Consider the following 25658-nt stretch of genomic DNA (forward strand, 5'->3'; position numbering starts at 1 on the left):
TTCCACCCCATCCAACCGCACGGGTGTCCCGGCCCGCCCGAGGAGACCGGGGCACCCCGGCCGTCGCGTCCGCACGACTCCTCCGGCCGGCGGTGCGTGCGTCGCGTTGTGCCCGACGTCACCGGCTCCGGTGCCCGAAGCGGCCGGCCGGAGCGATACGGTGAACCCGCTGGTTTTGCACTGACCGGTCAGTTCAAAAAGGAGGCAGGGAATGCGTCTGGCCACCGGGGCCCGGGTCATGGCGGAGGACGTCGCGCTCGTCACCCGGGAGGGCCCCGTGTACACGGGCGTCGACTTCACCGCCCGGCCCGGGACCCTCACCGTGTTCCAGGCCGACTCCGGTGGCGGCCGCAGCGCGCTGCTGCTGACCCTGACCGGACGCATGCGCCCCACCTCCGGGACCGTGTACGTGGACGGTCACGAGCTGCCGGGGCGGGCCCGCCGGGTGCGCCGGATCAGCTCGCTCGGCCTCATGGCCGAGGTCAACGCCCTCGATGAACGCCTACGGGTCCGCGAGCACCTGTCCGAGGCCGCGCTGCTGCGCTTCCGGCCGGCCGCCCGGGGACTGGCCGACGCCGCCGTGGAGGCCGCCGAACTGGCCGACCTGGACCGCGACACGATGGTCAAGGAGCTGCCCGCGTTGGAGCGCCGCAGGTTGGGCGTGGCACTGGCCCTGATGGCCGAGCCCCGTCTGTTGGCCGTGGACGACGTCGACGGCGGGCTGTGCGACGAGCACCAGGTGCTGATGTGGCGCACCCTCAAGGGCCTCTCCGACGCCGGCCTGACCGTGATCGCCACCTGCGCCGACGCCGACGCCCTGGTCGACGTCGCCGACGCCGACGTCCAGGGCCCCCTGCCCATCGGGCAGGGGGAGGAACCCCACGACCCCCCGGAGGACCCCGGAGAGATGCGCCCGTCCGCCCCCTTCGACGAGCCCGCGAGGGCCGAGGGACCCGGGGAGAGGAACACGGAGAACGAGAGGGAGAAGGGAGGCGACCACCGTGACCGATGACGAGACCGCCCCGAACCGCCCCCGGTTCCGCCCCTTCGCCGTCCCCCGCCTCGGGCTGCTCACCGTGCGGTCCTTTCTGCGCTCCCCCCTGCCCACCGCGGCGCTGGCCGCCCTGTTGCTCATCCCCCTGCTCTACTCCGGCATGTACCTGTGGTCGTTCTGGGACCCGTTCGGGCGGATGGAGCACCTGCCCGTCGCCCTCGTCAACGAGGACCGCCCCGTCGAGGTGGACGGGGAGCGGGTGGACGCGGGCGGGGAGTTGACCGACACCCTGCTGGAACGCGGTGACCTGGACTGGCACCCGGTCGACGCGCGGGAGGCCGCCCGCGGGCTCGCCGAGGGCGACTACTACGTCTCCCTGACCGTCCCCGAGGACTTCAGCGCCGACCTGACCTCCCCCTCCCGCGACCGCGAGGCCCCGGCGCAGGCCATGCTGATCGCCCACTACAACGACTCCAACAGTTTCGTCGTGCGCCAACTGGCGGGCGCGGCCTTCAAGGAGATCCGCGACGCCGCGGAGCAGACGGCGATCCGCGGCTACCTCGACGAGATCTTCCTCGGCTTCAACGAGATCCACGGCAGGACGGAGGAGGCCGCCGACGGAGCGGACCTGCTGTCGGAGGGCGCCGGGGAGGCCGAGGAGGGGTCCGGGGAGCTGTCGGGCGGCCTGGGTACCGCCCACGAGGGCGCGGGGGAGCTGTCGGGCGGCCTGGACGAGCTGTACACGGGGTCCAAGGACCTGGCCACGGGTGCCGAGACCGCCTCCACCGAGGTGTCGGCGCAGGCCGAGAAGATCGGCGACCTCGCCGACGAGTGGCTGCCCCGACTGGAGGAGGACGCCCCCGACGTCCAGGAGCGGGCCGAGCTGGTCGCCGAACTCTCCGGGGACCTGGCCGAGGTCCTGAACGGGCTGCCGGAGGACATCGACACCGAGGGCCTGTCCGAGGTGGACCGGCGACTCGACGAGTACCTGGAGGCCCACCCGGAGCTGGAGACCGAGCAGCCCGACCTGTACCTGCTCCTATCCGACCTCCGGGACGGGATGGACGTGGCGCTGTCCACCGCGCGGTTCGTCGAGGACAACCGCGACGACATCGTGTCCACCGCCGATGAGGCCGCCGACCTGAGCGAGAAGGCCGCCGACCTGGCCGAGGACCTGCCCGATCACGTCGAAAGCGCCGAGGACGCGCGCGATCGGGTGGACGAGCTCGCCGAGGGGCTGGAGGACCTGTCCGAGGGCGCGGCCGCGCTGCGCGACGGGCTGGAGACGGCGTCGACGGCCTCCGGCGAACTCGACGAGGGGCTCGGCCGGCTCAGCGAGGGCTCCGACGATCTCCACGAGGGTCTGGGCGAACTGTCCACCGGCTCGGACGAACTGGCCGGTGGGCTGACGGAGGGGGTCGACCGGATCCCCACCTACGACGAGAGGGGGCGGGAGAACGCCGGCGACATGATGAGCTCTCCGGTCCGGCTGAGCAGCGAGATCGACAACGAGGCACCCGACTACGGCACCGGATTCGCGCCGTTCTTCGTCCCCCTGTCCCTGTGGGTGGGCGCGATGGTGGTGTTCATGGTGGTGCCCGCCCTGTCCTCACGGGCCCTGGCCTCCTCCGCCCCGTCGTGGCGGGTGGCCCTGGCCGGGCGGACGGTGCCGATGCTGCTCGGCTTCGGGCAGGTCCTCGTGATGATGTCCGCGCTGCACCTGCTGCTCGGACTGGAATCGCGGAACTGGCCGCTGCTCATCGGTTTCCTGCTGTTGACCGCCGCGGCCTTCGCCGCCACGGTGCAGTACCTCAACGTGCGCTTCGGCGCGGCCGGCCGGGTGGTCGCGCTGGCGCTGCTGGTGCTCCAGTTGACGTCGGCGGGCGGAACCTACCCGATCGAGACGAGTCCGGCGTTCTTCCAGGCCATCGGCCCCTACCTGCCGCTGCACTGGGGGGTGACCGCCATGCGCCAACTGATCGGCGGTGGTGACATGGTCCTGGTGTGGCAGGCGTTCGGGGTGATGTCGCTGTGGTTCGTCGTGCCCCTGTCGCTGACCTGGCTGACCGTGGAGCGCAAGCGCATGTGGACGATGAGCGCCCTCTACCCCGCCTTGAGACTCTGAGTACGACGCCCGGGGGTCGGCGCCGGGACGCGGGTGTTCCGGCGCCGATCAGGGGCAGAATGGACCGGATGAGCGTGAGCACCCCAGATCGACCGATGAGCAGCCGACGCGAGGCCACTCGCAAACGGCTGTTCGAAGCCGCCGTGACCCTGATCTCGGAACAGGGTTACGGTGCCACCAGCGTCGATGAGATCGCCGAGCGCGCCGGGGTCGCCAAGGGCACCGTCTACTACAACTTCGGCGGCAAGAGCGAGCTGTACACGGCACTGATGGAGTGGGGCGTCACCCGGCTGGCCGACACCCTCAAGGACGCCGTCCCCTCCGCCGAGACGGACCCGGGACGGGCCCTGGTCGCGGTCCTGCGGGCGGGCGTGGAGTTCATCGGCGAGCACGAGGCCCTGGCCCGTCTGCTCATGGCCGAGACCTGGCGTACCCACCAGGTCTGGTACACCACCATCCGGCACATCCGAACCGAAGCCATCGGTGTCGTCATCGGACTGTTGGACGCGCTGGCCGAGGCCGGTCGCCTCAGACCGGACCTGGACACGGGGCTCGCGGGGTCGGCCCTGTTCGGCATGGTGGTGACGGTGGCCCTCGACTGGCGCACCCTCCAACCGGATCGACCGGTGGAGGAGATCCACGCGACCCTGACCCACATGATCGACGGCTTCCTGGGGACGACGGTCTCCCCCATGGACGCCTGAGAGGACGCCCGATGATGGCCTCGCTGTATCCGCTCCTGCCCCTCCTGTCCGGCCTGGTCATCCTGGGTGTGGTCACCCGCGACACCCGGATCGAACTGCGTCTGATCCGGTACGGGGTGCGCGCCAAGGGCAGGGTCATCGGCTACAACGAGACCTCGACCGCCTCGCGGATGATCGTGCAGTTCCGCACCGAGGACGGTCGGGAGGTCCACGCCGAGCACGAGAACACGGGGTGGACGGCCTCCCGCGCGGGCGAGATCGTCACGGTCTCCTACGACCCGGACACCCCCGAGCTGGCCCGGATCGTATCGGCGCCCTGGCTGTCGCACTGGGTGCGCGGCATGTTCGCCACCCTGGGCGCGATCCTGGTCGCCGCCGGCCTGCTCCTGGGCTACCTGGCCTGGGACTGGAAGTGATCCGGTCCCTCCCGCACCCGCCGCCGACCTCGACGGGCGACCTCCGGCCGACGGTGTTCCCGCGCCCGCGCCCTCCTCAGGCGGCGGTGACGGGTGCGCGGGGTCCGGTGTAGCGGACCAGGCGGGTGGGCAACGAGCCGTCGATGAGCGCCCGGGTGCGCACCCGGGTGCCGCACAGGAGGTCGACCACGCCGACCCGGTCCGGTCGGACGACGGCGGCGCTGCCGTGGACGACCATGACGGCGAGCGCGATCCAGGGGTGCCCGTAGGCGATGAGGAGCGCCATCGGCACCGTGAGCAGGGCCGTGCGCGCCAGCACGCGCGGGCGGGACGCCGGGGCGGGCCGGGTGGGCTCGGTCAGCGCCAACCGGACGGCGGCGTGGCCGGGGGTGCAGCGGTCGCGGCGCAGCTGCGGCACGAACACCCCGAAGACGGCGGCCAGGCCCAGGAGCACGGCGGTGCGGACGTGGCCGTAGGGATCGGCGCCGATCACACCGACGACGCCCATGACGGCGACGAGCGCGGTACCGCCGTACCACCACAGGCACAGGTCGATGAGGACGGCCAGGGTGCGCCGGGTCGGATCGGGGGAGACCCGGTCGGGGACCGCGCCGGGCCAGCCCCGGGTGGAGCCCCACGGCCGCAGCGGTACCAGGAGACGGGCGAGCGGCCAGCCGACCGCGGTACCGGCCACGCCGAGCGCGACGAGCAGCGGGGAGGAGTCGGCGTAGGCGCACGGGTACACGCCCAGGAGACCGGTGCCCCGGATCGCGTCGACGGCGAAGGCCAGGACGGTTCCCGCGGCCAGGGTGACCAGCGGTCCGCGACGGAAGCGGTCGCGGGCGAGCCAGCCGACGGGCAGGAAGAGCGCGAAGGCCAAGACCGGTCCGTACCGGTCGGCGCCGTCGGCGCCGGGTCCGGGCCGGCACAGTCCGTCCACCGACAGGGGCAGTGGCCAGACGGCGTAGGCCGCCAGGGCCAGACCGCACGCCAGCGCCGCCAGGGTGGACCGCCCGGGGCGGCCGTACAGCCGGCCGTAACGTCGATGCTGTCCACGCAGGTAGAGGGCGGCGAAGGCGGTCACGAGCAGGGGCACGACGGCGACCGCCACCTCGATGGCCTCCTGTCCCGTGCCGAACGGTCGGATCACGAACGCACCCCCTGTCTCACCCGGCCCAGGGCGCAACGCTAATACGGGGAGCGCGTGCCCGGGTGCCGAACGCCGTTTTGAACCGGTATCGTCGCCACCGGAAGTCGTCACACGGAGCACTCCTCACACTCCGCTCCGCAATATGTGACATTCGTCCCATAAGACTCAGAGAGCAACGAGGCAGCCGAAGCCCCCACCCACCATGTGGACATTCCGTCTCTTCATGGCAGACTGCCTTCACCACCCGGATATTTGGTCGTTTCTCTGTCGAGATACGATCCTCAACGCCGAAATGCCGCGTTTGTGGTTACCCTGCGGTACGTCCCGCGTCGAGCACCCCCGAAATGGACGTGGCCCGCGGGGATCAGGAGGCCTCCCACCGGCCGACGATGCCGTCACCCGGGCATCGGGCGGGACAGCGCCCCTGATACCGCACCCCGAGAAGACGTTCGACGCGGATCGACAGGAGAACCGTGCAGGCAGTACCCGAACGACGCGGGCGGACGATCGCGTCCCGCATCCGCGCAATGGTCACGATCCCCACCGCGGCCCTGATCGCGCTGTGGCTGATCCTCACCGGGGCCCTGGCCGTGAACGCCGGGCTCCAGCTGATCCGCGCCGCGGCGACCAACGACATGGTGACCCCCGCCGCCGTCGGCCTGGTGAGCGCCATGCAGGAACGCGCCCGGACCATCTCCCACATCGAGAACCCCGACGACGAGACGTTGATCGCCGAGCTGGCCGAGGCCCGGCAGGAGACCGACGCCTCCCTCGGCGTCGTCATCAACGACCTCATCGGGTTCGCCGACCTGGCCCCCGGCCAGGCCGGCGGTCACATCGAGCTGCTGCACGCGCGGTACGGGGAGATCGGCGACATGCGCGCGGCGGTCGACGACGGCTCCGCCACACGCGGCGAGGTCCTGGAGTACTACAACGAGCTGATCCTGCACGGCGCGGACAGCTTCGACAGCCAGGCCCGCTCCGGCAACGTGATCGACGCGTTCAACTCCTCCATCAGCGCCACCTACATGTTCCGCACGGTGGACCTGTTCGCACGGTCGGACGCTCAGCTCGCCCGCGCCTTCGCCATGGACGAGCTGAGCTGGGAGGACCAGCGCGCCTTCGCCGAGCTCGTCGGTTCCTACCAGAACATGCTGGAGGCCAACGGCCCCTACCTCTCCGGCCCCGGCCAGCAGGAGCGGCTCACCGCGGTCCTGGAGAGCCCCGAGTACCAGCGGCTCACGACGATGCAGGACGAGATCATCGACCGGCGCATCGAGGTCGAGACCGTCACCGACCCGAACACCTTCCTCGCGGTCGAGGTCGAGGACCTGTCCGTACCGGTCGACGGCGCCGCCTGGCAGACCGACTACGAGTACGTCCTCGCCGAGTTCACCGACATCGGAGCCGACGAGGCCCTGAACGCCGCGGCGCTCACCCGCGCCGAGGCCCAGCGGTCCGTCCTCGTCGCCGTCACCGGCAGCCTCGGCGTCGCGGCCGTCATCATCGTGGTGTTCCTGCTGGCCCGCCGCTCCTCGCGTTCGCTGACCAACCGGCTCCTGCGCCTGCGCGACGACGCCAACGACCTCGCCGAGAAGCGCCTGCCCGAACTCATGGAGCGACTGCACCGGGGCGAGCGCGTGGAGACCGAGGCCGCCCTGCCGCTCATGGCCACCAGTGACGACGAGATCGGCGATGTGGCCCACGCGTTCAACACCGCGCAGCGGGCCGCCGTCAACGAGGCCGTCCAGCAGACGGAACTGCGCCAGGGCATCAACCGGGTCTTCCTCAACATCGCCCACCGCAGCCAGACGCTGATCCACCGCCAGCTGCGCCTCCTCGACAAGATGGAGCGCGAGCAGGAGGACCCGGAGCAGCTCGCCCAGTTGTTCAAGCTCGACCACCTGGCCACCCGCTCCCGACGCAACGCCGAGAACCTGCTCATCCTCGGCGGCGAGGCCCCCGGACGGACCTGGCACCGGCCGATGCCGCTCATCGACGTACTGCGCGGCGCCATCTCCGAGTCCGGCGACTACACCCGGGTCAAGCGCGAGCGCATCGCCCGCGTGCACCTCAACGGTCCGGCCGTCGCCGACGTCATCCACCTGGTCGCCGAACTGGTCGACAACGCCGCCATGTTCTCTCCGCCGCACACCCACGTGCGCCTGAGCAGCGACGACGTGCCCAACGGTGTGACGATCGAGATCGAGGACCGCGGTCTGGGCATGACCGAGGAGGAACTCGCCTCCGCCAACCGCCTGTTGGCCGATCCGCCCGAGTTCGACGTGATGCGCCTCAACGAGAAGATGCGCCTGGGCCTGTTCGTGGTCTCCCACCTGGCGCACCGGCACGGCATCAAGGTGCACCTGCGTCCCTCGCCCTACGGCGGCGTGCAGGCGATCGTGCTGCTGCCGCACGACCTCATCAGCGGCGAGCGGACCTCCCTGCCCGTCGCCGAGGAACAGGACGGCGACATCTGGGAGGTGCGCGAGATCATCGAGCACGCCCCCGGCGGCGCGTTGGAGTCCGGGGCCGCCCCGGTCCTGACCCCGGTCCCCCCGACGCCCGCGAACGCCCCCGCCACCGAGGAGAACCCCGACGCGGTGCCCCGCGGCACCGAGGCCCCCTCGGCCGCCAACGGCTCGACCGCCGACGGACACGGCGGCACCGACCTCCTCGACGGGGACTCCGCACGTCCTCCCCTGCCGACCCGCCGACCCACCATCAGCGCGGTGTCCGCCCCCGGTCCCGGGGACACCGCGCCGGAGACCGTCGACGCGGGCGGCGGGCGACCCCCGCTCCCCAAACGCCGTCCCCAGGAGAACCTGGCCCCGCAACTGGCGACCGAACCCGACTCTCCCGCTCCGGGTGGGACCGCCGAAGGAGAGGCCCCGGCCTCGAAGGGGAACGGTGTCGACGGCACCGAGCGGCTGGCGCGCCTGCGCCGGAACATGACCGCGTTCCAGAAGGGGACCGACCGCGGTCGGCGCGAAGGCAAGCAGCAGACCAACGAGACCGACAAGGACTGACCGTGACGAGTACTCCCCAAGGCGTCGAGCGCGAAGGCTCGGGCAAGAAGGACATCGACTGGCTGCTGGACGAGTTGCTCGACCGCGCGGTGGGCTCCAAGCACGCCATCGTCCTGTCCGCCGACGGACTGCTGATCGGACGATCCCGCACTCTGGCCAAGGAGGACGCCGAGCACCTGTCCGCGGTGGCCTCGGCGTTCCAGAGCCTGGCACGGGGCACCGGTCGCCACTTCAAGGGCGGCGACGTCCTCCAGACCGTGGTCGAGATGGAGCGCGCGTACCTGTTCGTGACGGGCGCCGGTCGGGGCGCCTGCCTGGCGGTCCTGGCCGAGGAGAGCGCCGACGTGGGCCTCATCGCCTACGAGATGAACGTACTGGTCGAGCAGGTGGGCCGCTACCTCGACGCGGCACCGCGCCATGAGGGAGCCACCGGGGAAGCCACGCGATAGGGGACGGTCATGCAAGCGCACAACGAGTTCGATCCGGGCGGGATGTCCCGGAGCCCGTCACGTCGCGATGTGACCGGCGGATACTGGGCCGAGGCGGACGGGCCGGACGCCGGCCCGCTGGTCCGTCCCTACGTGATCGCGCAGGGACGCGACCACGCCGACACGGTCCGGCTGGACATGATCAGCGTGGTCATCGCGGCCAAGCGCGCCGAGGTCGACGAGATGGCTCTGGAACCCGAGCAGATCCGGATCCTGGAACTGTGCCGCCGTCCCCTGTCGGTCGCCGAACTGTCCGCTCACCTGGACATCCCGGTGGCCGTCGTCAAGGTCCTGCTCAGCGACCTCCTCAACCGCGGCCTCGCCTTGGCCCGCGCCCCCTACACAGCGAAGAGCCCGGTCAGCCGGGACGTACTCCAGGCGGTTCTCGATGGCATCCAGCGACTCTGACCACCCACATGACACCGTTCCGTCCGCGTTGAAGATCCTCGTCGCGGGCGGCTTCGGCGCCGGTAAGACCACCCTGGTGGGCGCGGTGAGCGAGATCGCCCCGCTCAGCACCGAGGAGGTGATGACCGAGGCCAGTTACGGCGTGGACGACCTGTCCGGTGTGGAGTCCAAGACGACCACGACCGTCGCCCTGGACTTCGGGCGCATCACCATCAGTTCCAGCCTGGTGCTGTACCTGTTCGGCACGCCGGGGCAGGAGCGGTTCTGGTTCATGTGGGAGGAGTTGTCGGAAGGCGCCCTGGGCGCGATCGTCATCGCCGACACCCGTCGCCTGGAGACCTGCTTCGCGGCCGTCGATTTCTTCGAGCGGCGCGGGGTGCCGTTCGTGGTGGCGGTGAACTGCTTCGACGGCGCCCACCTCTACGAGGCCGATGAGGTGCGGGCCGCCCTGACCCTGGATCCGGCGATCCCGGTGGTCCTGTGCGACGCGCGGGTGCGATCCTCCGCGAAGGAGGTCCTGCTCACGCTGGTCAACCGGGTGGCCGAGCGCATGGCCGCCTGATCGGGGGCAGACCCGGGCGGAGGCGGGTGGGGAGGGATCCCACCCGCCTCCGCCCGTTTTCGGGACACGATCCGGACGCGGTCGGAGGCCGGGGAAACGGTCGTCGGGACCGGATCCCCTGTACGCGGGGACATTCCGGGTAAAGTGCGGCCCGTGGGACGTCGACGACGTGCCACGCCCGCAGGCCGGAGGCCCCGTCCGGGCGGGCCCGCCCGAGGTGACTGGAGTTCCCCCACATGAAGCGGTTCGAGTGGCGCGACCGGATCCACGCGCTGGACGCCGAGGCCGACTGCGAGGAGATCGTGCGCGTCCTGGGCACCCACGAGTTCCCGTGGGACATCGAGCAGGCGCTCGGGCTGGCCCTGTACCGGACGTACGCGGTGCCGAGCATCGGTGAACTGCTGGCGCGCACCCGCGAGTTCACCGAGCGCACGCAGCACCGCTACGACGACACGGCGCTCATCCTCAACGACATCTTGGAGCACGGTTTCGGGCAGGGGCGGGGCAGGGACGCCCTGCGGCGGATGAACCAGATGCACCGCTCCTACGACATCTCCAACGACGACTACCGCTACGTGCTCAGCACCTTCGTCGTCATGCCGGTGCGCTGGCTCAACGACCTCGGGTACGGCTGGCGCAGGCTGTCCGACCACGAGATCGCCGCGAGCACCAACTACTACCGCAGGCTCGGCAAGCACATGGGGATCAAGGACATCCCCGAGACCTACGCCGACTTCCACGAACTCTTCGACTCCTACGAGCGCGAGCACTTCGCCTTCACCGAGGGCGGCCGGGCCGTCTCCGACGCCACGCTGGAGTTGATGGTCGACTTCTACCCGGCCTGGCAGCGCCCGCTGGTGCGTCCCTTCACCAAGGCGCTGCTCGACGAGCGCCTCATCAAGGCCTTCGACTACCCCGAGCCGTCCGCCGCCTGGCGCGCCCTGGCCGCCGGCGCGCTGCGGCTACGGGCGAAGGTCGTGCGGTTCATGCCGCCGCGCGTCGAGCCGCGCTGGGCCCGCCAGAGCCCCAACATCCGCAGCTACCCCGAGGGCTACGACCCGTCGCGCATCGGCACCTTCCCCCAGGGCTGCCCGGTCCCCCACGGCATGGCCACCGTCGAGGTGCCCGCCACCGGCGCCCGGGTCCCCGCCCCGGAGCAGACCGTCACCTCCGAGGGCGCGGCCGCCCCCTCCCCCACCGCGGAGGCCGCCGACGCCGAGTGACGCCCGCGAGCGCCCCGAAACCTCCCCCAGCGACCCCCGACCTCCCCTAACCCCGAAGGAATCGCCCATGAAGCGTTTCGATTTCCGCGACGAGATCCATCGCCTGGACCCCGAGGCCGACTGCGTGCGGATCATGCAGATCCTCAACGCCCACGAGTTCCCCTGGGACATGGGCCGCGCGCTGGGCATCGCCCTGTACCGGACGTACGCGGTGCCGAGCATCGGTGAACTGCTCGGCAGCACCGACCAGTTCACCGGCCAGACGCAGAAGCGCTACGACGACACGGCGCTCATCCTCAACAGCATGATGCGGTACGGCTTCGAGCCCGGTCAGGGGCGCGACTCCCTGCGGCGGATGAACCAGATGCACCGCTCCTACGACATCTCCAACGACGACTACCGCTACGTGCTCAGCACCTTCGTCGTCATGCCGGTGCGCTGGCTCAACGAGTACGGGTACGGCTGGCGCAGGCTGTCCGACCACGAGATCTCGGCGATCGTCCACTACTACCGCAGGCTCGGCAGGTACATGGGCATCAAGGAGATCCCCGAGACCTACGAGGGGTTCCGAGACCTGCTCGACGCCTACGAGAAGGAGCACTTCGCCTACACCGAGGGCGGCCGCAAGGTCTCCGACTCCACCCTCGACCTGATGGTGACCTTCTACCCGCCGCGGGTGGCCGGGCTGGCCCGCAGGTTCTCGATGGCGATCCTGGACGAGTCCCTCATCGAGACCTTCCGCTACGAGCCGCCGTCCAAGGCCTGGCGCAGGAGCGCCGACATCGCGCTGAAGATCCGCGCCAAGGTCGTGCGCCGGATGAAGCCGCGCGAGGAGCCGTTCTGGGCCGACCAGAACCCGAACATCCGCAGCTACCCGGACGGCTACGACGTCAACAGGATCGGCACGTTCCCGGCCGGCTGCCCGGTCGCGCACGACGTGGACCCGGTCGCGCACGAGGAGCTGTACGGGAAGAAGGACGGTGACACGGCCGAGGCCGCCGGGACCGCCGAGGCCGCCGCGGACGGGCGCGCGTGACCGCCACCTCCGAACCCGCTCCGGAGAGCCCGGTGGAGACCGCCGAGGGGCCGCGGCCCCGGAGCGGTCCCCTTCCCCGGTCGGTGCACGCCTGGTACGGCAGCGGCGCGGTGGCCACCGGCATCTTCAACACGGTGCCCGGTCTGCTGCTGCTCATCTACCTCACCGACACCCTCGCGGTGAGCCCGCTGGTCGCCGGCGCGGTGGTGCTCCTGCCCAAGCTGGTCGACCTCGCGATCAGCCCCTACATCGGGGTCTGGTCGGACCGGACCCGGTCCTCGTGGGGACCGCGCCGGCCGTGGATGCTGGCCGGTGCGCTGACCCTGCCGTTGCTGTTCGCGGCGATGTTCGCCGGCCCGCCGCTCCAGGGGAACGGAGCGGCGGCGTACGTGGCGGGCGTGTTCGTCCTGGCGGCGCTGGCGTCGTCGGTGTTCCAGGTGCCGCACGCGGCCATGCCCGGGGAGATCACCTCGGACTACCACGAGCGGTCCACGTTCACCGCGTGGCGGACCGTGTTCGTGGGCCTGGCCCTGATGCTGGGCGGGGCGCTGGCCCCGGTGCTCAAGGACATCCCCGCGGACGAGGTGACCGGCTACCGGCTGATGGGCCTGGTCATGGGCGTCGTCGTGCTGGCGTCGATGCTGGGTTCGGTGATCGGCACGCGCGGCGCGCCGCGCACCGTGTTCCCGCACCGCACCGAGGGCATGGTCGTCCAGTTGCGGACGGCGTTGACGCACCGGTACTTCCGGGTGCTGTTCCCCGCCAACCTGCTGATGGCGGTGGCGAGCGGCACGATGGTGGCGGGCGTGCCGTACGTGACGGCGAACGTCATGGGCGAGCCGGCCTACACCAGCATCCTCATGGTGTGCGTGCTGGTCCCGTTGATGGCCACGGCGCCGCTGTGGCGGCGGATCTCCGTGCGGGTGGACAAGCGCCGGGCTGCCGCCTACTCGGCCCTGGTGTTCTCCCTGGGCGGCCTGGGACTGCTGTGCATCCCGCTGGGGGGCGTGCCGATCGCGGTCGTCTCCTCGGTGCTGGTGGGCATCGGCCTGTCGGGGTCGATGCTGCTGCCGTGGTCGATGCTGGCCGACTGTCTGGCCGCGAGCGAGGACGGCCGCCGACAGGGCGGTGTGCTCTCGGGCGTGTGGACGGCGGGCGAGGCGCTGGCCCAGTCGGTGGGCACCGGCCTGCTGTCGCTGTCGCTGGCCCTGAGCGGCTACGTGGAGTCGGGCGCGGGCGAGGTCGTCGTACAGTCCGACGAGGCACTGCGGGGCATGCTGATCGGCAGCACCCTGGTCCCGGCCGCGGTCATGCTGCTGTGCCTGGTCCCGTTGGCGTTCTACCGGCTCACCGCCGACGGCGTCGAGAAGTGAGGAAGTGACGCGTGGGGCCCGCCGTCCGGCGGGCCCCACGGTCGTCCTCGGACGGTGAGGCCGAGGGCTCCCGCGACTCGTGACCGCGCGGGTCCCGTGGGCGCGGGAGGCCTCGCTCAGCGGCCCAGGCGGCGCCAGAGCGGGCGCGGCATCAGGCGCAGCCCCGCGAAGAGCGGCTGGAGCACTCGGGGCGCCCACACCGTGGTCGCGCCCGAGCGCAGCCCCGCCGACACCGCGTCGGCGACCTGTCCCGGAGTGGCCGGGAACGGGGCGGGGTCCACGTGCGCCGACATCCGGGTGGGCACGTAGCCGGGGCGGACCACCAGCACCCGCGCCCCGCTGCCGTGCAGGGAGTCGGCGAGGCCCTGGGCGAACCCGTCCAGGCCGGCCTTGGCCGAGCCGTACACGAAGTTGAACCTGCGCACCCGCACGCCCGCCACCGACGACAGCACCACCAGGGCCCCGTGACCCTGTTCGCGCAGCCGGGCGGCCACGGCCAGACCCGCCGAGACGTGGCCGGTGTAGTTGACCGCCGCCGCCCGGGCCGCGGACGCCGGGTCGGCCTCGTACCCGGCCTGGTCCCCCAACACCCCGAAGGCGTCCACCACCACGTCCAGGTCTCCCACCAGGGCCACCGCCTCCTTGACGGTGGCGGTGTGGGTGTCGGGCGCGGTCGCGTCGAACTCCAGGGAGTGGACGGTGGCGCCCAGCGCGGCCGGCGCGCTCGGAGGTTCCTCCACGCCGCCCCGGGCGGCCAGCACCACCTCGCGGGCGCCCTCGCGGACCAGCCGTTCGACGATGGCCAGACCGATCTCGCTGCGGCCGCCGAGCAGCAGCACGGTCCGCACGGTTCCCACCGAGTCGCGCATGGTTCTCAGTTGTCCTTCCGGGTGAGGCGTCACAGGAGCCGCAGTCGGCGGGCCAGGTCGGAGACGAGCACCCCGTCGGGGTCGGCCCGCTCCCGGACCTTGCGCCAGGCGGGCAGGTCGGGGTACATGGCGTGGATCGTCTCGGCGTCGGCCCGGCCGTCCTTGGCCAGGTAGAGGCGGCCGCCCGCGGCGAGCAACCGTTCGTCGAAGCCGCGCAGGAGCCCACCCAGACCGGGCAGGTCCGCGGGCAGGTCCACGGCGAGCGTCCACCCGGGGCGGGGGAACGACAGGTGGCCCTCGGTGGCCGCGCCCATCCGCTTGAGGACGGTCAGGAACGACGGCGCGCCCGCCCGGGACAACCCCTCCATGATGCCGACGAGGGTCTCCTCCGCCCCGAACGGGACCACGAACTGGTACTGCGTGAGTCCGCGCGGGCCGTACAGCCGGTTCCAGTCGCGAACGGCGTCCAGCGGGTGGAAGAACCCGCCGATCGGCTGGGCCTGTCCGCGTCGGCGCCGGGGCGCGGCGCCCCGGTAGACGGTGTTGAACGCGCCCACGGTCCAGGAGTTGAGGAGCCCGGGAGGCACCCACGGCGGTGCGGCCAGCAGGGTCCCGGAGCGATGGCGCAGCGGATCGCGGCGCAGCGGCGGCGGCAGGTCGCGCAGGCGCGCGTGGTCGGCCCGGGTGACCACCCCGCGCCCCATCGCACCCCCCTGGGCCAGCAGGTCCACCCAGCACACCGTGTACCGGTAGTCGGCGTCGGTGCGCGACATCAGGTCCAGGGTGGCGTCCAGGGAGTCGGTGCGGTCGGTGTCGACGCGCATGTGGGAGGTCTCCACCGGCAGCACCGCCAGGGTGGCCTCGGTGATGACGCCGGTCAGGCCCATCCCGCCCAGGGTCGCCCGGAACAACTCGGGGTCGTCGCCGGCGGGGGTGAGCCGCAGCGCCTCCCCGGTGGGCAAGGCCAGGGTCAGGGCGCGCACGTGCGCGCCCAGGGACGAGTCGACGTGGTGGTTCTTGCCGTGGACGTCGGCGGCGATCGCCCCGCCCACGGTGACCTGGCGGGTGCCGGGGGTCACCGGAACGAAGTGTCCGCGCCGGAGCAGGTGGGCGATGAGCCGGTCGAAGGACACCCCGGCCGGGACGGTGACCTCGCCGCGTTCGGTGTCCAGGCGGATCGGCCCGGTGAGCCCGGTGCAGTCCAGGACCGTGCCCCCGGCCGCCTGCGCGGCGTCGCCGTAGGAGCGGCCCAGACCACGGGCGAGGACGCCGCGCGGCCCGGCCCCGGCCAGGGCCTCGGCGACCTGCGCCGCCGTGCGCGGACGGACGACGCGGGCGGCGGTGGGCGCGGTGCGCCCCCACCCGGTGAGGAGTACGGGGCGTTCCGGCTGCGATGGCACGGAGGGTTCCCCCTTCAGAGATGGATGCCCAGCCCCACCAGGGCGGTGAGGGCGACGAGGATCAGTTGGAGGGGGCGGTCGCGCAGCGCGATCTCCTCGGGCTCCTCACCCACGCCCCGGTCCACGAGCAGGTTGTAGCGCAGGACGAACATGATGAAGGGAACGATACTGCCCACGTGGAAGAGGTTCTGCGCGCCGCCGTCCTGCTCCAGCGCCCACAGGCAGTAGGTGACGACCATCGCCGCCGACGCCATGGTGCGGGTCTGGGACAGGTAGGTGGGGGTGTAGGCGCGCAGGGTGGCCCGGACCGGGCCGTTCGCGGGGCCCTCGCCCAGGGCGCGCAGTTCGGCCTCGCGTTTGCCGACCACGACCAGCAGCGCGGCCAGGGACACGACGATGACGAACCACGAGGTCAGCGGGACGCCCACGGCGACGCCGCCGGCGACGGCGCGCAGCACGTGGCAGGCGGCGACCACGACCAGGTCGCAGACCGCGACGTCCTTGAGGTAGCGGGTGTAGGCGAGGGTGAGCAGCACGTACCCGCCGATGACCCCGGTGAGCAGGGGCTCGCCCAGGGCGAGGGAGGCCGCCGGGGCCAGGACGCACAGGGTGATCCCGACGGCCACCGCGAGGGGGACGGGGACCAGCCCGGCGGCGATCGGCCGGTGGCGTTTGCGCTCGTGTGCGCGGTCGCGTTCGATGTCGCGAACGTCGTTGAGCAGGTAGGTACCGCTCGCCGCCGCGCAGAACAGGACGAACACCGCCGCGCAGGTGAGCAGCGGCCGGGGGTCGGACAGCACCCCGGCCGCGGCGGGGGCGGCCAGGACCAGGAGGTTCTTGAGCCACTGGCGTGGCCGGCAGGCCCGCACCAGGGCGAGCGGGAGGGAGGCCGGGCCGCGGCGGGCACCGGGCGGGATCCCCCCGCTCCCGGTCCCCGGTACCACCGATGTCATCCGTTCGCCCTTCCGGCCGTCCGGACGGCCCCGCCCCACCCGTTCCGGTGAGGTCGGGGTCGCTCGGGACCTTCAGTTGTGGTGGTCACGGCTCCGGCCGGTGAGAAACAGGATGACGCCGATCGCGGTGAACCCGGCGCCGATGATGAGGGCGGCGAGCGGGATCGTGGTGTGGATCAGCGGCAGCACGGTGCGGCCCTGCTCGGAGTTGGCCAGGGCGTTCTGGACGGACGTGTCGTCGAAGACCAGTTCGGCGTCGAGGATGGTGAGGACCTCCTCGCCGTCCACGACGACGACGCGGTTCTGGTCCTCGCTGACCTTGAGGGGGGAACCGGTGGTGGGCTCGATCCAGTAGGTGCGGGTGATGGAGAAGACCTCGTCACCGGTGACGTCACCGTCGCCCTCCAGACCGGCGACCGAGCGCGGGAGGGTGCGCTCGCCGACGACCTCGCCGTCCACGACCTGCTCGAAGCGGTAGGCCTCGACGCCCTCGACGTCCTCGACGCCCTTGAACTCCATCGGGACGATCTCCTTGACCGTCGTCTCGAAGAAGTCGTAGTCGCGCTGCTCGGTGAAGAAGGGGAACTTCCAGAGTTGACCGCTCTGGACGGTGGATTCCTCGTTCACCATCGAGTCGCAGCAGTCGACGGCCTGGCCGGTGACCCGGTCGTGGCCGGCGCGGCGACTGGTGGAGGTGATGCCGAAGTCGGTGTCGGCGTCCTTCAACCAGGTGAACTGGTCCCAGACCACGACCTCGTCGGTGCTGGAGGCCACGTCGGCCCGGATCGTGGAGTGCGCCTCCAGGGTGGCGTTCTCGACGAGTTCGACCTCCTCGATGTTGAAGTAGGTCGCTCCCTCGGCGACGTTGACGGTCTCGCTGTAGTAGGTCAGGGGGGTCTTCATCAGGGAGCTCGACACCCATGTGCGCATGAGGGGTGCTACGGCGAGGAAGAAGACCCCGAACCCGATGAGAACGACCGCAACGGTACGGCGCATGTGCCCTCCTGGGCGATGTGGGTCCGGATCTGGAACGGGCTTCAGTGGAACTAGCTTCAGTTCCGGGTAGAGTACTGCCCAGTAGTGAACGACGTCACCAGGGCGTGTCTGAATTTTTATAACACGTTCTAGTGAGACGTGTTTCGACTCCCACCCGTCCTGGAAGGCCCCATGGCGCCCATTCCCTCCGCGCCCGAGGACCCCACCGGCACCCCCTCCGGCGGCGCGCGCACCACCTCTCACGGCCCCGATCCCGCCCGGCTCCTGCCGCAGGTCGACGGCCGCCACGAGAGCCTCGACGGCATCCGCGCCGTGGCCGCCCTCATGGTCCTGGTCTTCCACGTCGCCACCGAGACCGGCGACTCGCTGGCCCCCGGTGTACTGGGCGGTGTGCTCTCCGCGTTCGACCTGGCGGTGCCGCTGTTCTTCACCCTGTCCGGGGTCCTGCTCTACCGCCCCTGGGCGCGGGCCGCCCTGGAGGGACGGCGCGGCCCCTCCAACCGCACCTACCTGTGGCGGCGGGTGGTGCGCGTGTTCCCCGCCTACTGGGTGGTGGCCCTGGCCGCACTGCTGATCTACTCACGCGAGCACCTCGGCTCGCCGCGGTACTGGCTGGAGGTCATGACCCTGACCTTCCCGTTCAACACCGACCCCACGTGGGTGGGCACCGGCCCCTACGGGCTCGGACAGATGTGGAGTCTGTCCGTCGAGGTGAGCTTCTACCTGCTGTTGCCGCTGTTCGCCCTGCTGCTGTCGCTGTGGGCGCGCCGGGGCCGGACCGTGGACGCGCGGGGCCGCCGACTGTTGTGGGGGCTGGGCGTGATGGCCGCGCTGGGGTTCGCGGCGCTGTGGCCGCAGTTCTTCCCCGAGCCGCGCCACTACATGCACGCCTGGCTGCCGCGCACGCTCGGCATGTTCGCCGCCGGGATGGCACTGGCCGCGTTGTCGGAGTGGGCCTGGCGCGAGTCCGGTCCGGACGGGCCGGTGCGGCGGTTCTGCCGCACCATCGCCTCCGCCCCGGGGGTGTGCTGGCTGACGGCGGGCGGTTTCCTCGCCCTGGCGGCCACCGATGCCACCGGCGGCCGTTTCATCGGCTCCGGCGACCTGTGGACCTCCATCGCGTCGTCGGTGGCCGACATCGGCTTCGCCTTCTTCATCATCGCCCCGGCCGCCCTGGCGCCCCGCCCCGTCGGACCTCCCGAACCACTGCGGTCCCCCACCGCCTGGCGCGACGGCCGCTGGATGGAGGCGCTGCTACGGCACCGGGTGTGCCAGTTCCTGGCGAAGGTCTCCTACGGCGTGTTCCTGTGGCAGTTCCTGGTGCTGTACCTGTGGCGCGACTTCACGGGACAGGAGATCTTCACCGGCACGTTCTGGCTGGACATGATCCCCGTGACGATCGCGACGGTGCTGCTGGCCGCGGCCACGCACCGGTGGGTGGAGGAGCCGTCCCGCCGCTGGTCGCGCCGCTTCTTCCGGGAACCCCGCCGGGTCTGAGGCCCGGGTCAGTCGGACGCCTCCGCATCGGCCCCCGTGTCCTCGGAGGACTCGGGCTCCTCCGAGGTCTCCGTGTCGTCGGTGCCCTCGGCGTCCCCCTCGTGGGCGTCCTCCTGAGAGAGCGGGATCGGGTGCGCGCTCCGCTCGTTCGGCGCGAGCTTGCCGAGGGCCACCGCCGTCATGCAGACGGCCTCCTCGCCCTCGGTGAGCAGGGAGAGCCGGTCCCCCTGCTGCGGTACCGGAACGTGCCAGAACCCGCCCCCGGGTGCGGCCGGCAGGACCGTCTCGATCCAGCCGCCGCCCACCGACACCACCAGCTGCGCGTCGCGGTCGGAGGTGTAGGCGAACGTCGCGACCTGCTCGGGGCCGCCCAGCGCCAGCGCGGGCCAGGAGACCGCGCCGTCCAGCGTGCCCAGGCAGTCGTGCTCGGGTCCGGGCGCGAACGTGCTGCTGAACAGGGTGTGCTCACCGGGCACGAGGTTCCCGTCGTCGTCGAACACGTAGGCGGCCGGCCCCTGCTCGGGGAGGGCGAAGCGGTCGCCCTCGTCCCCCGGGGCCAGCGGCGGCAGCACGTAGGAGGTCAGTCTGCGGTCCCCGTTCCAGTCCAGGACCACCTCCACCGGGACCGGACGCGGGTAGAAGGCGCCCTCCTCCGGCAGGTCCGCCATGGACGCGCGCACGTTGCCCAGGTACTCGCGCAGCCGCTCCCCGTTGAGGGTGTCCGCGTAGGTGTGGGTGGAGTACAGGGCCCCGGCCGCGTACCCGACCGTCAGGGCGCCCGCCGCGATGGCCCGGTTGCGGCGCGCCCGCCGCCCCGGGGCGGCCCGGACCGAGGGCGCGGCCCCCGCGGTGCCCACCGATTCCCGGGCCCGTTGTTCGCGCACCACCAGGAAGGCCAGAGCCAGGCACAGGGCGAAGATCAGCGCCGCGTCGGCGACGTAGCGGGGATCGGCGCCCGCCAGGCCGTGACCGCGGCCGCGCGCGATCACCGTCGGGATGGCGTCCACGAAGAGCAGGTACCCGAGCAGCAGGGCCCACGCCCGCCAGGCGCGACCGCGCAGCCACAGACTGCTCAGGACGATGAGGACCCACATCGCGCCGGCGCCCAGGACCACGAAGCCCCGCGGCTCGACGAGACCGCCGGCGGGGGTGATGATCGACCACTCGAAGGGGCCGCCCAGCGCGCCCACCGGGAAGACCTGGCCGAACATGCGCCGCAGCAGCTCCGAGGCCGCCTCCCACTCGGGCACCCCGGCGCCCTCACCGCCGCTCCCGGTGTTCTGACTGAACAGGTACAGGACCAGGTAGCCGAAGGTCATGGCGACCAGCACCGACCAGAACGCGCGGTGCGCCCGGAACGCCCGCAGGGCCGCGGCGAACAGGCCGCCGGGGTAGAGGAAGGCGATGGCGAACACGAACACCAGCGCGGGCAGGAACAACGCCTTCACCGAGAAGAGCATGCCGAACACGATCGCCCCGACCGCCCACCAGGCGTAGCGGGGGTCGTCGGTGCGCACGTGGCGGACCGTCCACAACAGGGCGAGCAGGATGGCCAGCTGGAACGGCACCGCGTTGAGGGCGGCCGCCCACCAGCCCAGGACCGGGATCGTCAACGGGGCCAGGGCGTAGACGGTGAACGGGACGAGCAGCGCCCACCGCCGCCCGAACAGCTCCCACGTCAACCGCAGGAGGACCAACAGCGCGAGCGTCTGGAGGCCCAGCATGACCCCGGCGCCGACCCACCAGTTGTAGGGCCAGAAGGCCGTCTGGAGGTAGACCAGGAACATCGCCCCGGGCATGAAGTGGCCCTTGTGCAGGGAGAACAGGTAGTCGGGGGTGAGGTCGGTGGCGTAGGCGGCACCGAAGAACAGGAAGTCGTCCTCGACGAAGTACGACGCGTTCAGCACGTACACCTTGGCGGCCACGGCCACCACCAGGATCGCCATCGCCGCCCGGAACACGTTGTCCCCGGAGATCTCGCGCAGCGACCGGAGCGTCTCGGTGACGAGGGCTCCGATGCCCGGCCCCTCGGCCTCGGGCTCCTCGACCGGGCGACGTACCCTGACCTCGGACCCCGACCTTCCCTCCGGGCCGGTCGTGGGGGTTGCTGACGGCATCGATACTCTCCCCGCCGCTGGTTGGCCAAGCCGGAAAACGGATGCCAGAATACAACAGGTTCCAGTTTTGACCCGTACCGTTGACACTGGCCTTTCCACACGGGAGGTCCGGGATGGGAACGTGATCCAACACGTTCCACCCGGGGGACGCGCGCACCCTGGAGGTGATGTCGGTGGGACTCGAACAGGTCCGCCGTGACTGGACCCGGCTGGGGGCCACGGAGCCGCTGTGGGCGGTGTGCGTCGACCCCGCCAAACGCGATGGCGGATGGGACGACGACGAGTTCCTCGCCTCCGGCCGGACCGACGTCGACCCGGCGGTGGCCCGCCTGACCGAACTCGGGCTGCGCCCCGAGGGCGGCCGGGTGCTCGACTTCGGCTGCGGCGCCGGCCGGTTGTCCAACGCGCTGGCCGCGCACTTCGACCGGGTGGTGGGCGTGGACATCTCCGCCCCCATGTTGGAGGAGGCCCGGCGCCTGGACCGCTCCGGCGGGCGCATCGAGTTCGTCCTCAACGAACGCCCCGACCTCTCGCTCTTCGACGACGACTCCTTCGACCTCGTCTACACCGACCTCGTCCTCCAGCACCTGCCCCCGGACCTGGCCGAGGGGTACGTCCGCGAGTTCGCCCGGGTGGTGCGTCCGGGCGGAGCCCTGGTCCTGGGCGTGCCCGAGTCCGAACGCCGCACCTTCAAGGGGCTGGTCTTCCGGTACGCCCCCTGGCCCCTCGTGGCCTGGGCGCAGCGGACGCTCCTGCGCTACCCGGCGCCGATGCGGATGCACACCCTGCGCACCGAACGGCTCGCCGAACTCCTCCCCCAGGCCCGCGTCGTCGCCTCCGACGAGTACTGGGGCGGCGACCACTGGCGTCACCTGCGCCACTACGTGGCGGTGGACGGATGAGCGTCGCCACCCGCCCGGACGGCACCGTGCCGTTCCGCGCCACCCTCGGCCGTTCCGTCGCGCTGTTCTCGGCGTTCCGCAAGGAGCAGACCGACCCGGCGTTCTTCTACGGGACGCTCGCCCGCGACACCGTCGCCCAGCTGCGCTCGTACACGCCGCTGGACGGAAGACTCGTGGTGGACGTGGGCGGCGGCCCGGGATACTTCGCCGACGCGCTCCGCGAGGCGGGCGCCCGCTGCCTGTGCGTCGACTCCGACGCCCACGAGATGACCCTGCACGGCCGGGCCGCCGACGCGTTCGCCCTCCAGGGCAGCGCCCTGGACCTGCCGCTGCGCACCGGCTCGGTGGACGTGTGCTTCTCCTCCAACGTGCTGGAGCACGTACCGGACAGGACGCGCATGGCCGACGAGATGGTCCGGGTGACCCGCCCGGACGGACTCGTCTACCTGTCGTACACGCTCTGGCTCTCGCCCTGGGGCGGGCACGAGACCTCGCCGTGGCACTACCTCGGCGGCCGGTACGCCGCCGAGCGGTTCACCCGCCGCAACGGGCGTCGACCCAAGAACGACTTCGGTCGCACCATGTACGCGGCGCACGCGCACGAGATGCTGCGCTGGGCGCGCGGCCGCACCGACGTCGACGTGGTGGACATCCGGCCCCGCTACCTGCCGACCTGGATGCGACCGGTCGTCCACGTCCCGGGACTGCGCGAGATCGTCACCTGGAACCTGCTACTGGTGCTGCGCAAGCGCTGACGGTTCGGGCGCGAGGACCAGCGCGCTGATCACCCGTCCGTTCGCCGCCGCGACCGTGGCGGTCCACCCGCCCAGGTCCACCCGCTCGCCCGGCCCGACGGGGATGTGCCCGAGGATGACCAGCACCATCCCGGCGACCGTCACGTAGGCGCCCTCGGGGGGGTTCTCGATCTCCACCCCCAGCAGCGGCAGGTCGTGCACGGGATAGGTGCCGGGCACGCGCAGGGAACCTCCGTCCAGGTGGGTCACCTCGGGGTCCTCGTCGGTCTCGTCGGCGATGTCGCCGACGATCTCCTCCAGCAGGTCCTCCAGCGAGACGATGCCGCCGAGCTCACCGTTCTCGCCGATGACCACGGCCATCTGACGGCGGTCGGTGGTCATCCGGCGCAGCGCTTCGGAGACCGACAGGGAGTCGGGGAGCAGTAACGGTTCGCGGACCAGCGCGGCGACGTCGGTGTCGCCCTTGTCGATGAGGTCCGTCCAGTGGACCACCCCGAGGACGTCGTCCATGTCCCCGGCGGCCACCACGGGGGCCCGCGAGTGGCCGTGGTCGACGAGAAGGCGCAACGCCTCCCGTGCGCCGGTCCCGGAGGGGACGACGTCGACGTCGGGTCGCGGGACCAGGACCTGGCGGACCTTGCGCTCGCGGATCTCGAACGCGCCCGACAGGATGTGCCGCTGCTCGGGGGTGATGTCGCCGCGCGAGACGATCATGTCCCGCAGCTCCTCCTCGGTGACGTCCTCCCGCTCGGCGTTGGGATCACCGCCGAGGAGCCGCACGATCAGGTTCGTGGAGACGCCGAGCAGCCACACCACGGGGCGGGACATGGTGGCCAGCAGGTCCAGCGGACGCGCCACCATCAACGCCCAGGCCTCCGACCGCTGCATGGCGATGCGCTTGGGGGCCAGCTCGCCCAGGACCAGCGTGACGAAGGTCAGCAGGACGGTGACCAGCACGATCGAGACGGGGCCGGCGTAGGAACCGAAGAATTCGAGCGGTTCGACGAGGGGGCGGGCCAGCGAGACGGCGGCGGTCGCGGAGGCCAGGAAGCCGGCGAGCGTGATGCCGATCTGGATGGTGGCGAGGAACCGGTTGGGGTCCCGGGCCAGTCGCGCCACGGCGCGCCCCCCGGGTCCGCGCCCTTCCAGGCGGCGGATCTGGCCCTCCCGCAGGGTGACCAGGGCGATCTCACTACCGGCGAACAAGGCGTTCACCACGACCAAGACCAGCACGAGGCCGATCTGGGCCCCGTAGCCCTCCATGAGGTGCTCCTGTGAGTCGGTTCTGTTGGAGATGAGGATGTTCCCCGAAACCTCTGGTGTCACACCAGACCCGAACTCGGAAGGAACGTCGCGAAAACGCGGGGCAGGGGGCGGACCGGGGTACCAACGTCGAGAACCCCTGCCTCCCCGTGCTTCCACGAGCGGACGAGCCCATGGCCTCCGGCGACCGCGTCGACGTGTTCTCCCCCGACCGCGTCCGGGCCGCCACCCCGGTCGGGGTCGACGGCGGCACGCTCTACCTGCCCACGCCGCTCGGGCTGACGTTCGTCGAGCCGACGGACACGGAATCGATGTGGGCGGTCGCCGGCTCCCTCCCGCGTCCGCTCGAAGCGGGCGACCCCCTCTTCACCCGGCCCCGCACGGACGCGGGCTGGAAGACGCTCAGGGAGGCCGGGATCGACCACACCCCGGCTCCCGGGGAGGCCGGCACGCTCCCGCTGCTCCTCCTCGCCGATGACGACGGGCCCGAGCGCATGCCACAGCCGCCCATCAACGCGCTGTCGGTGCACGACCCCGTCTCGGCCGCCCGTATACGCGCCAGGGCCCGTCACTCCCGTTGAGGGGCGCGGTCCCCCGGAGTGCCGGTCCGCCACCCGGTCACCCCGGTGCGGTCGGCCGGTCATGGCGAGGCGACGGAGTGGACCCCGCGCCCACGAGAACGCGACGGCCGTTCCCCGACGGCCCGCCCCCGGTTTCCCGGCTACGACTCACCGGGTTTGTGGGCCAGGAGGAACGCCTGCCGGCCCGCGTAGGACCTCTCGCTCTCCTCCGGGGCGCGGATCAGCCGGGCGTTCACGACGAGCCCGGCCCCGGTCAGCAGATCGGCGATGCGTTCGGGCGGCGTCCAGTGGACGTCCAGCGACAGGTCGTGCCCGTAGGCGTGGGTCAGGTGCCGCAGTTCGTCACCCGCCTTGAACGCGATCACCAGATGGCCTCCCGGGGCCAGTACCCGATGGATCTCGGCGAACACCGTCGGCAGCAGGTCCGGCGGTGTGTGCACGGTCGAGTACCAGGCCACGGCGCCCGCGAGCGATCCGTCGCCGAGGTCCAGCGCGGTCATCGATCCGACCTCGAACCGCAGGTCCGGGTGCTCACGGCGCGCGACGGAGATCATCCCCGGCGACAGGTCGACGCCGAACGCCTCCACCCCGAGGGAGCGCAGGAAGGCCGTGATGCGGCCCGGCCCGCAGCCGAGGTCGGCGACCTCACCGGTGCCCGCCCGCACGCGTTCGGCGAACGCCGCGAGCAGGGCCCGGTCCAAGGGCTTGTCGTCCAGATCGTCGCGCGCGATCTCGGCGTAGTCGGCGGCCACGGTGTCATAGGCCGCCCGGGTCCTGTCCAGGTGAGTCGATTCGGTCACGGACGAGAACGATAACC

23 protein-coding genes are annotated in these 25658 nt (G+C 71.7%); 15 read left to right on the top strand and 8 right to left on the bottom strand.

Annotated features, from left to right (window positions below; translation table 11 throughout):
- Positions 1-211 precede the first annotated feature (211 nt).
- From PWG71_RS09115 to PWG71_RS09130, 4 genes are all read left to right on the top strand, one after another.
- Positions 212-1012, top strand: coding sequence for an ATP-binding cassette domain-containing protein (locus tag PWG71_RS09115; RefSeq protein ID WP_274809144.1), 801 nt, complete (start codon positions 212-214; stop codon positions 1010-1012).
- Positions 1002-3119: a YhgE/Pip domain-containing protein gene (locus tag PWG71_RS09120; protein ID WP_274809145.1), complete on the top strand. Its 2118-nt coding sequence runs from the start codon at positions 1002-1004 to the stop codon at positions 3117-3119. Before PWG71_RS09115 ends, PWG71_RS09120 begins: the two co-directional genes overlap by 11 nt.
- Positions 3120-3187: 68 nt before the next feature.
- Positions 3188-3823 carry a TetR/AcrR family transcriptional regulator gene (locus PWG71_RS09125; RefSeq protein ID WP_446724992.1) on the top strand — a complete coding sequence of 212 codons (636 nt, stop codon included), beginning with the start codon at positions 3188-3190 and terminating at the stop codon, positions 3821-3823.
- A 14-nt stretch (positions 3824-3837) separates the two neighbouring features.
- Positions 3838-4239, top strand: coding sequence for a DUF3592 domain-containing protein (locus PWG71_RS09130; protein ID WP_274809370.1), 402 nt, complete (start codon positions 3838-3840; stop codon positions 4237-4239).
- Positions 4240-4315: 76 nt separating this feature from the next.
- Here the strand turns inward: PWG71_RS09130 and PWG71_RS09135 are convergent, their stop codons facing one another.
- Entirely contained in the window at positions 4316-5389 is a 1074-nt protein-coding gene (locus tag PWG71_RS09135; protein ID WP_274809147.1) for an RDD family protein, read from the bottom strand.
- A 527-nt stretch (positions 5390-5916) separates the two neighbouring features.
- On the opposite strand from PWG71_RS09135, the gene PWG71_RS09140 reads away from it, so the two are divergent.
- The 7 genes from PWG71_RS09140 (at position 5917) to PWG71_RS09170 (ending at position 13508) form a co-directional block, all read left to right on the top strand.
- A complete protein-coding gene (locus PWG71_RS09140) occupies positions 5917-8418 on the top strand; it encodes a sensor histidine kinase (RefSeq protein ID WP_274809148.1) in 2502 nt (833 codons plus the stop codon).
- Between the two features lie 2 nt (positions 8419-8420).
- Positions 8421-8867: a roadblock/LC7 domain-containing protein gene (locus PWG71_RS09145; protein ID WP_274809149.1), complete on the top strand. Its 447-nt coding sequence runs from the start codon at positions 8421-8423 to the stop codon at positions 8865-8867.
- Between the two features lie 9 nt (positions 8868-8876).
- On the top strand, positions 8877-9314 hold the full coding sequence (locus PWG71_RS09150; protein ID WP_274809150.1) for a DUF742 domain-containing protein: 438 nt from the start codon (positions 8877-8879) through the stop codon (positions 9312-9314).
- Entirely contained in the window at positions 9295-9876 is a 582-nt protein-coding gene (locus tag PWG71_RS09155; RefSeq protein ID WP_274809151.1) for a GTP-binding protein, read from the top strand. The genes PWG71_RS09150 and PWG71_RS09155 overlap by 20 nt, the downstream gene beginning before the upstream one ends.
- 236 nt (positions 9877-10112) lie before the next feature.
- Positions 10113-11099 (top strand): oxygenase MpaB family protein, encoded by a 987-nt coding sequence (locus PWG71_RS09160; RefSeq protein WP_274809152.1) that lies wholly within the window; start codon positions 10113-10115, stop codon positions 11097-11099.
- A 67-nt stretch (positions 11100-11166) separates the two neighbouring features.
- Positions 11167-12135 (top strand): oxygenase MpaB family protein, encoded by a 969-nt coding sequence (locus tag PWG71_RS09165; RefSeq protein ID WP_274809153.1) that lies wholly within the window; start codon positions 11167-11169, stop codon positions 12133-12135.
- On the top strand, positions 12132-13508 hold the full coding sequence (locus PWG71_RS09170; protein WP_446724993.1) for an MFS transporter: 1377 nt from the start codon (positions 12132-12134) through the stop codon (positions 13506-13508). Before PWG71_RS09165 ends, PWG71_RS09170 begins: the two co-directional genes overlap by 4 nt.
- 116 nt (positions 13509-13624) lie before the next feature.
- Here the strand turns inward: PWG71_RS09170 and PWG71_RS09175 are convergent, their stop codons facing one another.
- From PWG71_RS09175 to PWG71_RS09190, 4 genes are all read right to left on the bottom strand, one after another.
- Complete coding sequence (locus PWG71_RS09175; protein ID WP_274809154.1) at positions 13625-14377, bottom strand: SDR family NAD(P)-dependent oxidoreductase; 753 nt, start codon at positions 14375-14377, stop codon at positions 13625-13627.
- A 29-nt stretch (positions 14378-14406) separates the two neighbouring features.
- Positions 14407-15777 carry an FAD-binding protein gene (locus PWG71_RS09180; protein WP_274809155.1) on the bottom strand — a complete coding sequence of 457 codons (1371 nt, stop codon included), beginning with the start codon at positions 15775-15777 and terminating at the stop codon, positions 14407-14409.
- Positions 15778-15791: 14 nt separating this feature from the next.
- On the bottom strand, positions 15792-16730 hold the full coding sequence (locus tag PWG71_RS09185) for a decaprenyl-phosphate phosphoribosyltransferase (protein WP_274809156.1): 939 nt from the start codon (positions 16728-16730) through the stop codon (positions 15792-15794).
- Positions 16731-16802: 72 nt separating this feature from the next.
- Positions 16803-17726, bottom strand: a complete 924-nt coding sequence (locus PWG71_RS09190) for a DUF3068 domain-containing protein (RefSeq protein WP_274809157.1) — start codon at positions 17724-17726, stop codon at positions 16803-16805.
- Between the two features lie 171 nt (positions 17727-17897).
- Between PWG71_RS09190 and PWG71_RS09195 the strand changes: the two genes are divergently transcribed.
- Positions 17898-19223: an acyltransferase family protein gene (locus tag PWG71_RS09195; RefSeq protein WP_274809158.1), complete on the top strand. Its 1326-nt coding sequence runs from the start codon at positions 17898-17900 to the stop codon at positions 19221-19223.
- An 8-nt stretch (positions 19224-19231) separates the two neighbouring features.
- On the opposite strand, the gene PWG71_RS09200 is transcribed toward PWG71_RS09195, so the two are convergent.
- On the bottom strand, positions 19232-21340 hold the full coding sequence (locus PWG71_RS09200) for a hypothetical protein (RefSeq protein WP_274809159.1): 2109 nt from the start codon (positions 21338-21340) through the stop codon (positions 19232-19234).
- 173 nt (positions 21341-21513) lie between these two features.
- On the opposite strand from PWG71_RS09200, the gene PWG71_RS09205 reads away from it, so the two are divergent.
- Positions 21514-22242 (top strand): class I SAM-dependent methyltransferase, encoded by a 729-nt coding sequence (locus tag PWG71_RS09205; protein ID WP_342455954.1) that lies wholly within the window; start codon positions 21514-21516, stop codon positions 22240-22242.
- Positions 22239-22997 carry a class I SAM-dependent methyltransferase gene (locus PWG71_RS09210; RefSeq protein ID WP_274809162.1) on the top strand — a complete coding sequence of 253 codons (759 nt, stop codon included), beginning with the start codon at positions 22239-22241 and terminating at the stop codon, positions 22995-22997. The genes PWG71_RS09205 and PWG71_RS09210 overlap by 4 nt, the downstream gene beginning before the upstream one ends.
- Here PWG71_RS09210 and PWG71_RS09215 read toward each other — a convergent pair.
- Positions 22974-24260 (bottom strand): hemolysin family protein, encoded by a 1287-nt coding sequence (locus tag PWG71_RS09215; RefSeq protein ID WP_274809372.1) that lies wholly within the window; start codon positions 24258-24260, stop codon positions 22974-22976. The two genes, PWG71_RS09210 and PWG71_RS09215, sit on opposite strands and share 24 nt — an antisense overlap.
- Positions 24261-24433: 173 nt before the next feature.
- Between PWG71_RS09215 and PWG71_RS09220 the strand changes: the two genes are divergently transcribed.
- Positions 24434-24841: a hypothetical protein gene (locus PWG71_RS09220; protein WP_274809163.1), complete on the top strand. Its 408-nt coding sequence runs from the start codon at positions 24434-24436 to the stop codon at positions 24839-24841.
- A gap of 140 nt (positions 24842-24981) precedes the next feature.
- Here PWG71_RS09220 and PWG71_RS09225 read toward each other — a convergent pair whose 3' ends face one another.
- Complete coding sequence (locus PWG71_RS09225; protein ID WP_274809164.1) at positions 24982-25641, bottom strand: class I SAM-dependent DNA methyltransferase; 660 nt, start codon at positions 25639-25641, stop codon at positions 24982-24984.
- Positions 25642-25658: the final 17 nt, after the last annotated feature.

The organism is Nocardiopsis sp. N85, assembly GCF_028882275.1.
GTDB lineage: Bacteria > Actinomycetota > Actinomycetes > Streptosporangiales > Streptosporangiaceae > Nocardiopsis > Nocardiopsis lambiniae.

Coding starts and splice junctions, on each gene's coding strand:
- PWG71_RS09160 (WP_274809152.1), top strand. CDS start 10,113: ATGAAGCGGTTCGAGTGGCGCGACCGGATCCACGCGCTGGACGCCGAG.
- PWG71_RS09140 (WP_274809148.1), top strand. CDS start 5,917: ATGGTCACGATCCCCACCGCGGCCCTGATCGCGCTGTGGCTGATCCTC.
- PWG71_RS09125 (WP_446724992.1), top strand. CDS start 3,188: ATGAGCGTGAGCACCCCAGATCGACCGATGAGCAGCCGACGCGAGGCC.
- PWG71_RS09190 (WP_274809157.1), bottom strand. CDS start 17,726: ATGCGCCGTACCGTTGCGGTCGTTCTCATCGGGTTCGGGGTCTTCTTC.
- PWG71_RS09150 (WP_274809150.1), top strand. CDS start 8,877: ATGCAAGCGCACAACGAGTTCGATCCGGGCGGGATGTCCCGGAGCCCG.
- PWG71_RS09165 (WP_274809153.1), top strand. CDS start 11,167: ATGAAGCGTTTCGATTTCCGCGACGAGATCCATCGCCTGGACCCCGAG.
- PWG71_RS09175 (WP_274809154.1), bottom strand. CDS start 14,377: ATGCGCGACTCGGTGGGAACCGTGCGGACCGTGCTGCTGCTCGGCGGC.
- PWG71_RS09210 (WP_274809162.1), top strand. CDS start 22,239: ATGAGCGTCGCCACCCGCCCGGACGGCACCGTGCCGTTCCGCGCCACC.
- PWG71_RS09155 (WP_274809151.1), top strand. CDS start 9,295: ATGGCATCCAGCGACTCTGACCACCCACATGACACCGTTCCGTCCGCG.
- PWG71_RS09185 (WP_274809156.1), bottom strand. CDS start 16,730: ATGACATCGGTGGTACCGGGGACCGGGAGCGGGGGGATCCCGCCCGGT.
- PWG71_RS09115 (WP_274809144.1), top strand. CDS start 212: ATGCGTCTGGCCACCGGGGCCCGGGTCATGGCGGAGGACGTCGCGCTC.
- PWG71_RS09130 (WP_274809370.1), top strand. CDS start 3,838: ATGGCCTCGCTGTATCCGCTCCTGCCCCTCCTGTCCGGCCTGGTCATC.
- PWG71_RS09215 (WP_274809372.1), bottom strand. CDS start 24,260: ATGGAGGGCTACGGGGCCCAGATCGGCCTCGTGCTGGTCTTGGTCGTG.
- PWG71_RS09220 (WP_274809163.1), top strand. CDS start 24,434: ATGGCCTCCGGCGACCGCGTCGACGTGTTCTCCCCCGACCGCGTCCGG.
- PWG71_RS09200 (WP_274809159.1), bottom strand. CDS start 21,340: ATGCCGTCAGCAACCCCCACGACCGGCCCGGAGGGAAGGTCGGGGTCC.
- PWG71_RS09195 (WP_274809158.1), top strand. CDS start 17,898: ATGGCGCCCATTCCCTCCGCGCCCGAGGACCCCACCGGCACCCCCTCC.